This window comes from Acinetobacter sp. GG23, assembly GCF_057766365.1.
This window is the reverse complement of the sequence record NZ_JBYMDJ010000012.1, coordinates 81,999-91,017: the sequence shown is the minus strand read 5'-3', so window position 1 is coordinate 91,017 and position 9,019 is coordinate 81,999. Positions and strand designations below refer to the sequence as shown.

The following is a 9,019-nucleotide window of genomic DNA, read 5'->3' as shown; positions in this document are numbered from 1 at the left end:
CGACCTTCGGGTTATGAGCCCGACGAGCTACCAGACTGCTCCATCCCGCAACAACGTGCAAAAATTATATACAATTCATTGAGCATTTTCAATCAAAAACTGTTCAATGGTTGCTTGATTAAGTTGCACCCTAATCAAAAAGTGGTAGCGGGAGCTGGATTTGAACCAACGACCTTCGGGTTATGAGCCCGACGAGCTACCAGACTGCTCCATCCCGCAACAACATGCAAAAATCAATCACCATTTAAATATTATTTAAATCGCCTATTTAGTTTGCTTCTAAATAGTATTGGTAGCGGGAGCTGGATTTGAACCAACGACCTTCGGGTTATGAGCCCGACGAGCTACCAGACTGCTCCATCCCGCATCAACAGATTTGCTGCACAACACCAACTTATGTTCTGGATTACAAGTTGGTGCGGAAGGGGGGACTTGAACCCCCACGCCCGAAGGCACTACCACCTCAAGGTAGCGTGTCTACCAATTCCACCACCACCGCAGCTGTGTCGCATTCTAGTCGGATCAAACCCAAAAAGAAAGAACTAAATCGCGTTATTGGCCTGTTTTCGGTGCGACTGGCGAAGTTTCATTCGAATTCACCGGAGCAGTCGTGGTAGTTTGCACCGATTTCAAGCTATAAGCATCTGTGGTTTGTTTTTTGGCAAACACTGCTAAAGTTAAACTGGTGACAAAAAATAAAGCTGTCAAAATACCCGTTAAGCGAGTCATGAAATTCGCTGAACCTGAAGCACCAAATACAGTCGCAGCACCGCCGCCACCAAATGATGCGCCTGCATCTGCACCTTTACCATGTTGTACCAGAATCAATACAATCATTAAAATGGCTAAGATAATATGTACCACCAGCACAAAAGTTTGCATGCTGAACTCCTAATTATTTTGTATTTGCAAAAGCCTGAGCAATTTTATAGAAAGACTCTGCATTTAAAGATGCACCACCAACCAGCGCACCATTAATATCTGGACAGGCAGCCAACTCTACTGCATTTTCAGCTTTAACACTACCGCCATACAGAAGGGCAATGCCTGGACCGAACGATGTAATTTGAGTTAAGCCTTCACGAATTTTGGCATGCATGGCTTGTGCATCTTCCGGGGAAGCCGTTTTACCGGTACCAATTGCCCAGATTGGTTCATAGGCAATCACAATCTTTTGCCACTGTTCAGCTTGAACCACTGCGGCAATATCACAGATTTGTTGCAATACCACCTGCTCTGCTTGGCCATTTTCACGTTGCTCCAGGCTTTCACCTACGCAGTAAATAATGGTTAATCCTGCATTTAAAGCATTTTTAACTTTTTCATTCAGTATTTGCGCAGTTTCGCCAAAGATCTCGCGACGCTCCGAATGACCAATCAGTACAAACTCAATTTGATGATCTTTCAGAAGTTCGGCGCTCACTTCTCCGGTATAGGCACCTGTACCTGCCATACAAGAAATATTCTGAGCAACGGTATCAATAGGGCGTACTGAACTTGCCAATTCCGCTTGAACACTGGCCAAGGCAAGCATGTTAGGGGCAACACCGATACGACATTTTTCTTCTTTAATTTCATTGTCTTGCAATAATTTTTTAAAACTTTTGATCAGCTCTTTGGTGTCTGCCTGCATTGGGTTCATTTTCCAATTGCCAACAACCCAAGGAGTAATAGCCGAACCCGACATACAGTAACCTATTAAAAACAATTCATTTAACCGCGCGTATTCTACACGGAATTCAATATTTTTTAGAAAATTTTCACCTGGCTTTTTATGTCATTATTATTTTTTACACGTTATTCTTGAATTCTCTATAAAAACTTTCTCCATGTAATTACGACTGGTTCAAGCTTTTGTCTAATATTAACTAGATGACAACATTTTCAGATATGGTATTTTTATATAACAAAAGTATAATTTAAAAATACCAATTATAAACAAATTGATTGAGCGGGCATATTAAAGCATGACAGCATTACAAGGTTCACCAAGATTCACTGGTTTTATTCGCCGTTTGGTTGAAGATGGCTTAGTTTCTGCTGAAAACATGCAGAATGCCGTATTAAGTGCAAAAAAAGCCAATCAAGATATTGTTCCTTTTTTGATTGATCAATTAAAACTTTCTCCCTTGGATATTGCCGAGAAAATTTCTCAAGAATTTGGGGAACCACTTTTTGACCTCAGCGTATATGATTCTGCACAAATTATCCGCGAAGGAATTGATGAAAAGCTAATTACCAAACATCGGGTTTTACCTATTTTTAAACGTGGCAACTTACTTTATGTTGCCACCAGTAATCCCACCAATATGGATGCCATGGATGCCATCCGCTTCAGTAGTAAAATGAATATTGAAGCCGTGATTGTTGAACATCCAAAATTAATCAAACTGATTGAACAAAACTTTGCCGAAGCAGATAGCTTCGAATTTTCTGATGATGATATCGATCTAAATCTTGAACAAGAAGATCTTAGTCAAAAAGACGATGAAGAACATGATCAAAAAGAAGATGAAGCACCGATTGTTAAATATATTAATAAATTATTGATTGATGCGATTCGGATGGGTGCTTCAGATTTACATTTTGAACCCTATGAAAAAAGTTATCGTGTTCGCTATCGTGTCGATGGTGTTCTACGTCAAATTGCTAACCCGCCATTACAACTCGCGACACGTTTAGCCTCGCGCTTAAAAGTGATGTCTCAAATGGATATTTCTGAAAAGCGCTTACCGCAAGATGGCCGTATTAAACTTAAACTCTCAAAATCCAAAGCCATTGATTTTCGTGTTAACTCACTTCCTACCCTATTTGGAGAAAAACTGGTACTGCGTATCCTGGATCCATCCAGTGCGATGCTGGGTATTGATGCATTGGGCTATGAACCCGAGCAAAAAGAATTATTTATGCAAGCTCTGGACAAACCTCAAGGTATGCTGTTGATCACAGGCCCAACGGGTTCCGGTAAAACCGTTTCTTTATATACCGGCTTGAATATTCTCAATCGTGAAGATACCAATATTTCGACGGCCGAGGATCCTGTGGAAATTAACCTGGAAGGGATCAATCAGGTCAATGTCAATGCCAAAGTCGGCTTAACCTTCTCTGCTGCCCTCAAGTCATTCCTGCGTCAGGACCCTGATATTGTGATGGTCGGTGAGATCCGAGATTTAGAAACGGCAGAAATTGCTGTTAAAGCGGCTCAGACGGGTCATATGGTCATGTCAACGCTCCACACCAACAGTGCACCTGAAACCTTAACGCGCTTAAGGAATATGGGCGTCCCTTCCTTTAACATTGCTACCTCTGTAAACTTGGTAATTGCGCAACGTTTAGCTCGACGTTTATGTCCACAATGTAAAATTCCTGCTGATGTTCCAGAACCAAGTTTACTGGAAATGGGATTTCGAGAAGAAGATCTTAAACACCCGGATTTTCAAGTATATCAACCTGTCGGCTGTTCAGAATGTCGGGAAGGTTATAAGGGTCGTGTCGGTATTTATGAAGTCATGAAAGTGACACCTGAAATTTCGAAAATTATTATGGAAGATGGCAATGCACTTGAAATTGCAGCAGCCTCTACAAGATCGGGGTTTAATAATTTACGGCGTTCAGGGTTAATAAAGGTCATGCAGGGGGTGACTTCTCTTCAAGAAGTCAATCGTGTGACCAGTGAATAGAGAAAGTATTTAAAAATAAGGATAAATTCATGGCTGTCAAAAAAGCACAGATGATGCCCACCTTCAGTTATGAAGGGGTTGATCGTAAAGGGGAAAAGCTTAAAGGAGAATTACCTGCACGTAACATGGCACTTGCAAAAGTGACTTTACGCAAACAGGGAATTACCATCAAGACGATTCGGGAAAAAAGAAAAAATATTCTCGAAGGCTTAATGAAAAAAAAGGTATCTACACTTGATATCACCATTTTTACACGCCAGCTGGCGACCATGATGAAAGCAGGTGTACCTTTGGTACAAAGCTTTGAAATTGTTGCTGAAGGTCTTGAAAATCCCTCTATGCGCGAAGTGGTGTTAGGCATTAAAGGTGAAGTCGAAGGCGGAAATACCTTTGCCGGCGCACTCAAAAAATACCCTCAATATTTTGATAACTTATTTTGCTCACTCGTTGAATCTGGTGAACAGTCCGGTGCCTTGGAAACCATGCTTGACCGGGTTGCTATTTATAAAGAAAAAAGTGAACTTTTAAAGCAAAAAATTAAAAAGGCCATGAAATATCCTATGGCTGTTATTGTCGTTGCACTTGTTGTGACCATTATTTTGATGGTGAAAGTCGTCCCTGTCTTTCAGGATTTATTTAGTTCATTTGGTGCAGATTTACCGGCATTTACTAAAATGGTTGTCGGTATGTCGGAATGGATGCAAAAATACTGGTTTGTTTTAATTATTGTCATTGGCGCCATTATAGCCGGTTTTATGGAAGCAAAAAAACGCAGCAAAAAATTTCGTGATTTCCTCGATAAAGCAGCGCTCAAAGCCCCTATTTTTGGAGACCTGGTGTATAAAGCCATTATCGCGCGTTACAGTCGTACTTTAGCAACCACATTTGCTGCCGGTGTACCTTTAATTGATGCTTTAGAGTCAACCGCTGGTGCAACAAACAATTGTGTCTATGAAGAAGCGGTGATGAAAATTCGCGATGATGTTGCCACAGGTCAACAATTGCAATTTGCCATGCGTGTCACCAACAAATTCCCCTCCATGGCCGTGCAAATGGTCGCAATCGGTGAGGAGTCAGGTGCATTGGACAGTATGCTGGACAAGGTGGCGACTCATTTTGAAAATGAAGTCGATAATGCTGTTGATGGCTTAACTTCAATGATGGAGCCATTAATTATGGCTGTACTTGGCGTCCTCGTTGGTGGTCTAGTTATTGCCATGTACCTGCCAATTTTCCAAATGGGTTCTGTGGTGTAATGCAAGAATTTATCTCTTATTTTATCAATAACCCAACTGCGCTTTATTTTGCAGTTGGGCTTTTCAGTCTCTGTATTGGTAGTTTTCTGAATGTCGTTATTTATAGAACACCCAAGATAATGGAGCAAGAATGGCGACAAGATTGTCAAATGCTACTTCATCCTGAACAACCGATTATTGATGAATCTAAACTTAGCCTGAGCAAACCTGCATCCACCTGTCCTAAGTGCCATACAGAAATTCGTTGGTATCAAAATATTCCTGTAATTAGTTGGCTAGTTTTAGGGGGCAAATGCGGTTCTTGCAAAAATCCAATCAGCATTCGTTACCCTTTAATTGAGCTACTCACTGCCCTATGTTCATTGGTGATAGTTGCGGTCTTCGGGCCAACCCTACAAATGCTCTTTGGGTTGCTTTTGACTTGGATACTCATCGCACTGACCTTTATTGATTTTGATACTCAGCTCCTACCGGATCGTTATACCTTAACTTTAGCAGCACTCGGTTTAGGCATTAATAGTTATGCTATTTATACCTCTCCTATGTCTGCAATCTGGGGCTATATTATTGGCTTCTTGTGCCTTTGGATTGTGTACTACCTGTTTAAAGTCATTACCGGTAAAGAAGGTATGGGCTATGGAGACTTTAAGTTACTGGCTGCTTTAGGTGCCTGGATGGGACCTTTAATGCTACCTTTAATTGTGCTGCTTTCATCCATGGTCGGAGCAATCATTGGCATTATTCTGCTGAAAATACGTAAAGAAAACCAGCCTTTTGCTTTCGGTCCTTATATTGCTATTGCAGGTTGGATTGCGTTTATTTGGGGTGAGCAGATTATGAAAGTTTATTTAGGACAATAATTTTTGGATGAATACATGACATTTATCTTGGGTTTAACAGGCGGTATTGGCAGCGGGAAATCGGCCGCAAGTACATGGTTTGAAGCCCAAGGAATCACCGTTGTGGATGCCGACATGGTGGCACGTCAGATTGTAGAAAAAGGACAACCCGCGTTACAACAAATTCACGCGGCTTTTGGGGATTGGGTTCTGTTAGACAATGGAGAACTGAATCGCCGGGCTTTACGTGAACATATTTTTAAGGATCCAAATGCACGTAAAGTGTTGGAAAGCATCACCCACCCTGCTATTCGTCAATCAATTATTCAACAACTGCATGCCGCAACCAGTCCCTATGCGATTCTGGTTTCTCCCCTGCTGTTTGAAACCAATCAACATGAATTAACCGATCATACGTTACTTATTGATGCGACTGAAGAATTACAAATTCAACGTGCTAGCCAACGTGATGGGCAATCCACTGAACAGATTCAGAAAATCATTCAGGCACAAATGCCACGTCAGCAGAAACTAAGCCTGGCAGATGATATCGTGCTGAATGACGGACATCTTGATCATTTATATAGCCATTTAAAACCGCTGCATAATACTTATTTGCAACGTAGCAAGCAAAAAAAAGCAGCCGATTAAGACTGCTTTTTTTGTTGATCCAGTTGCTGCTGTAAACTGTCTTTATGCATGATCCAGCGCCACGGCTGCAAAGCACCAATCGCCATGCCAATCAAGCCACACATAATCGCCAGACTTAAGGGTTCACCTAAAAGCGGCACAGCTAGAATTGCTGCCATAAACGGGGCCAAAGTCACGATACTGCCGGTCTTAAATGCACCCAGTCGTTTGATGGCTTCGACATAAGTCAGTGTCGCCACAATCACCACAAAAATGCCGTGAAAAATCACCTGCATCAGTAAATGGAGCGGCTCAGGTTCAGTTAAATTTTTCGGCAAGAACAACAGATAAATCGGCACATAAACGATCGCTGACCAGATGGCAACACCGGCCATAGAATGCCATGCAGAAAGTTTCCATTGCCGTAATAGCACGGTAAAAACACCCCACCAGATTGCACTCAACAAGAACAGCATGTCGCCAAAACCAAAAGCGATACCGGTTTCCTGATACATTAAAAAACTCATGGCAGCAATTGCAGTCAACATAATGCCCAGACTAATCCAGGTATGCTGATCAAAAGGCTGTTTAAACAGCAAAAATGCGGCCACTGCGGTACACAAAGGAATACAGCCATTCAGAAAAATCGCCGCATGGGCTGCAGGGACATAGTGAAATGCGCTGTATGAGGTCAGGCAATATCCTACCCCGCCAATCATCGCCAAAAGAAACGGTTCTTTTTTCCATAAAAAGGCGAGGTCTTTTTTATAGATCAGAATCGGCATTAAAATACAAAATGCCAGAGCAAAACGTAAAGCCGTGATATCCCAAGCGCTGATTCCCCACTGTGCATTTAAGCGGGACGTAATGGTAAATCCCCCCCAGATGCACATGGTAATGGCGACATAGAGATAACCTTGAGACCGGGGAGACATAGCAAACAACTATTAAATTGAGATGATAAAATTACACATTACGCTGGCGGCAAGCTTCATATAAAGCCATACCTGTTGCCACACTCACATTCAAACTTTGCAAGTTTCCTGCCATAGGAATATAAACCGTTTGATCGCACTGTGACTGGGTAATTGGACGCAAGCCGGTATCTTCCGCGCCCATCACCACACAGATACCTGTTCCGGTAAAATCAAACTGCTGCACTGGTAATGCTTTTTCATCTAGCATGGTACCGACAACACGTACATTGAATTCATCTTTGATATTACCCAAGGTACGTGCAAGATTGGTTACTTGAATAAACTTCACTTTCTCTGCACCACCTGCAGCAATTTTACGTGCTGTCGGGGTTAAGCTTGCAGAACGATCACGCGAGACAATCACCGCTTCAACACCCATAGCCGCTGCTGTACGAATACAAGCACCCAGATTATGTGGATCAGTGACTTGGTCTAAAGCCAACAACAGTGCTTGAGGATTTTGTTTCAGCAAATCATCCAAATCCTGTTCATTCAATGTTGGATGTGGACGAACTGCAGCAACCACCCCTTGATGAAAAGGCTGACCCGCCAATTTTTCCAGTTTGTCACGACTGGCCTGTTGTACACTGATTCCAAAAGGATCTGCCAAAGCCAAAACGTTTTTCAAACGCTGATCATCACGACCTTTTAGCGTAAATAAAGTAAGTACACGCTCTGGCTCAAGCTCAAGTAATGACTCCACTGAGTGAACGCCATAAAAATATTCGGTTTTTGCCATGAACGGCCTCTAAAATGTATTTATACAATGTAAAAAGAAAAATCCTGCAAAGCTGACTTTACAGGATTGATGCTTAAATCTAGTTTAACTGATTCAGGCTAAAATTTCTTTGCCTTAGTCCGACTTATGTTTAGCCTTCTAAATGGCAAACATAATCTAAAACTTCATCGGTCTCAATTTTAAAACGGCTATTACCTGGGACATAAAAAGACTGTCCTGCACGGAACAATTCACTCTCGATTTTATCCGCGATTTGTACACGGCACTCCCCTGAAATAATTTCCATACGTTCAGGTACATGAGTTTCGAAAGTCAGTGCTTGTTCAGTCGGTAAAATTACCCCTAGTGTCTTTTTTGTGCCATCTTCGAATTGCACGGTATGACTAATACATGAACCGCCGAAATAAACATTCGATTTTTTGATAACAGAAACATGATCAAACTGATTTGACATGCGTATTCTCCAGATAATGCGCATTTATAATTTTTGATTGATGTAGTTTAAAGGCCTGCATTCAACTAATCAATCGGTGTTTCATACGGCTAAATCAATATTTTACAAATTGTTGCAGTTATTTTTCTACATCAATAAGACTAAGATTTACCACGATTTTGTGAGAGTCTAAATCAACCTTAGCATAAGCACAAATAAGTTTTTGTACTTCATCGACTAAAGGTCTATCTGCTTTTCCATAGAGTAGATGTTGCAGTAAAACAATCACCATCTGTCAGGCAATTTGTTATAGGTCTGAAGCTTAGCGGGATGAGTCAATTTAGTATTTAAACTTCGACCCAAGATACTTATCAAGGAATACTGATCCATGATTTGTATGGATAGATATTTGCCTAGTGTGCGGAGCATTTTTTAACAGTATGAAGGTGAAACTCCTTAAAAAAT

The 9,019-nt window shown here is 41.4% G+C and carries 9 protein-coding genes and 3 tRNA genes; 4 read left to right on the top strand and 8 right to left on the bottom strand.

The window, feature by feature from the left end; translation table 11 throughout:
* Positions 1-142 precede the first annotated feature (142 nt).
* The 5 genes from AC3CAU_RS16045 to tpiA form a co-directional block, all read right to left on the bottom strand.
* Positions 143-219, bottom strand: a tRNA-Met gene (locus tag AC3CAU_RS16045).
* A gap of 71 nt (positions 220-290) precedes the next feature.
* Positions 291-367, bottom strand: a tRNA-Met gene (locus AC3CAU_RS16040).
* A gap of 47 nt (positions 368-414) precedes the next feature.
* Positions 415-499: transfer RNA gene (locus AC3CAU_RS16035), tRNA-Leu, on the bottom strand.
* Between the two features lie 53 nt (positions 500-552).
* Positions 553-882 carry a preprotein translocase subunit SecG gene (gene secG / locus AC3CAU_RS16030; protein ID WP_131216040.1) on the bottom strand — a complete coding sequence of 110 codons (330 nt, stop codon included), beginning with the start codon at positions 880-882 and terminating at the stop codon, positions 553-555.
* A 13-nt stretch (positions 883-895) separates the two neighbouring features.
* Positions 896-1,687, bottom strand: coding sequence for a triose-phosphate isomerase (tpiA, locus tag AC3CAU_RS16025; RefSeq protein ID WP_131216041.1), 792 nt, complete (start codon positions 1,685-1,687; stop codon positions 896-898).
* Positions 1,688-1,967: 280 nt separating this feature from the next.
* On the opposite strand from tpiA, the gene pilB reads away from it, so the two are divergent.
* From pilB to coaE, 4 genes are read left to right on the top strand one after another with little or no spacing between them, the layout of a single operon-like run.
* Positions 1,968-3,680, top strand: a complete 1,713-nt coding sequence (pilB, locus tag AC3CAU_RS16020; protein WP_131216042.1) for a type IV-A pilus assembly ATPase PilB — start codon at positions 1,968-1,970, stop codon at positions 3,678-3,680.
* Between the two features lie 29 nt (positions 3,681-3,709).
* Positions 3,710-4,936, top strand: a complete 1,227-nt coding sequence (locus AC3CAU_RS16015) for a type II secretion system F family protein (RefSeq protein ID WP_131216043.1) — start codon at positions 3,710-3,712, stop codon at positions 4,934-4,936.
* Positions 4,936-5,796, top strand: a complete 861-nt coding sequence (locus tag AC3CAU_RS16010) for a prepilin peptidase (protein ID WP_131216044.1) — start codon at positions 4,936-4,938, stop codon at positions 5,794-5,796. Before AC3CAU_RS16015 ends, AC3CAU_RS16010 begins: the two co-directional genes overlap by 1 nt.
* Positions 5,797-5,811: 15 nt before the next feature.
* Positions 5,812-6,426: a dephospho-CoA kinase gene (gene coaE / locus AC3CAU_RS16005; RefSeq protein ID WP_131216045.1), complete on the top strand. Its 615-nt coding sequence runs from the start codon at positions 5,812-5,814 to the stop codon at positions 6,424-6,426.
* On the opposite strand, the gene AC3CAU_RS16000 is transcribed toward coaE, so the two are convergent.
* The 3 genes from AC3CAU_RS16000 to ppnP all read right to left on the bottom strand — a co-directional run bounded on the left by AC3CAU_RS16000 (position 6,423) and on the right by ppnP (position 8,575).
* The gene (locus AC3CAU_RS16000; protein ID WP_424622088.1) at positions 6,423-7,340 is read right to left on the bottom strand and encodes a DMT family transporter; all 918 of its coding nucleotides are present in this window, start codon (positions 7,338-7,340) and stop codon (positions 6,423-6,425) included. The two genes, coaE and AC3CAU_RS16000, sit on opposite strands and share 4 nt — an antisense overlap.
* Positions 7,341-7,371: 31 nt before the next feature.
* Positions 7,372-8,121: a 23S rRNA (guanosine(2251)-2'-O)-methyltransferase RlmB gene (rlmB, locus tag AC3CAU_RS15995; RefSeq protein ID WP_131216047.1), complete on the bottom strand. Its 750-nt coding sequence runs from the start codon at positions 8,119-8,121 to the stop codon at positions 7,372-7,374.
* A gap of 130 nt (positions 8,122-8,251) precedes the next feature.
* A complete protein-coding gene (gene ppnP, locus AC3CAU_RS15990) occupies positions 8,252-8,575 on the bottom strand; it encodes a pyrimidine/purine nucleoside phosphorylase (protein ID WP_067866108.1) in 324 nt (107 codons plus the stop codon).
* Positions 8,576-9,019 lie beyond the last annotated feature (444 nt).

Bases quoted from the DNA above. Each gene is read 5' to 3' on its own strand.
- secG (WP_131216040.1), bottom strand. From the start codon at position 882: ATGCAAACTTTTGTGCTGGTGGTACATATTATCTTAGCCATTTTAATG.
- tpiA (WP_131216041.1), bottom strand. From the start codon at position 1,687: ATGTCGGGTTCGGCTATTACTCCTTGGGTTGTTGGCAATTGGAAAATG.
- pilB (WP_131216042.1), top strand. From the start codon at position 1,968: ATGACAGCATTACAAGGTTCACCAAGATTCACTGGTTTTATTCGCCGT.
- AC3CAU_RS16015 (WP_131216043.1), top strand. From the start codon at position 3,710: ATGGCTGTCAAAAAAGCACAGATGATGCCCACCTTCAGTTATGAAGGG.
- AC3CAU_RS16010 (WP_131216044.1), top strand. From the start codon at position 4,936: ATGCAAGAATTTATCTCTTATTTTATCAATAACCCAACTGCGCTTTAT.
- coaE (WP_131216045.1), top strand. From the start codon at position 5,812: ATGACATTTATCTTGGGTTTAACAGGCGGTATTGGCAGCGGGAAATCG.
- AC3CAU_RS16000 (WP_424622088.1), bottom strand. From the start codon at position 7,340: ATGTCTCCCCGGTCTCAAGGTTATCTCTATGTCGCCATTACCATGTGC.
- rlmB (WP_131216047.1), bottom strand. From the start codon at position 8,121: ATGGCAAAAACCGAATATTTTTATGGCGTTCACTCAGTGGAGTCATTA.
- ppnP (WP_067866108.1), bottom strand. From the start codon at position 8,575: ATGTCAAATCAGTTTGATCATGTTTCTGTTATCAAAAAATCGAATGTT.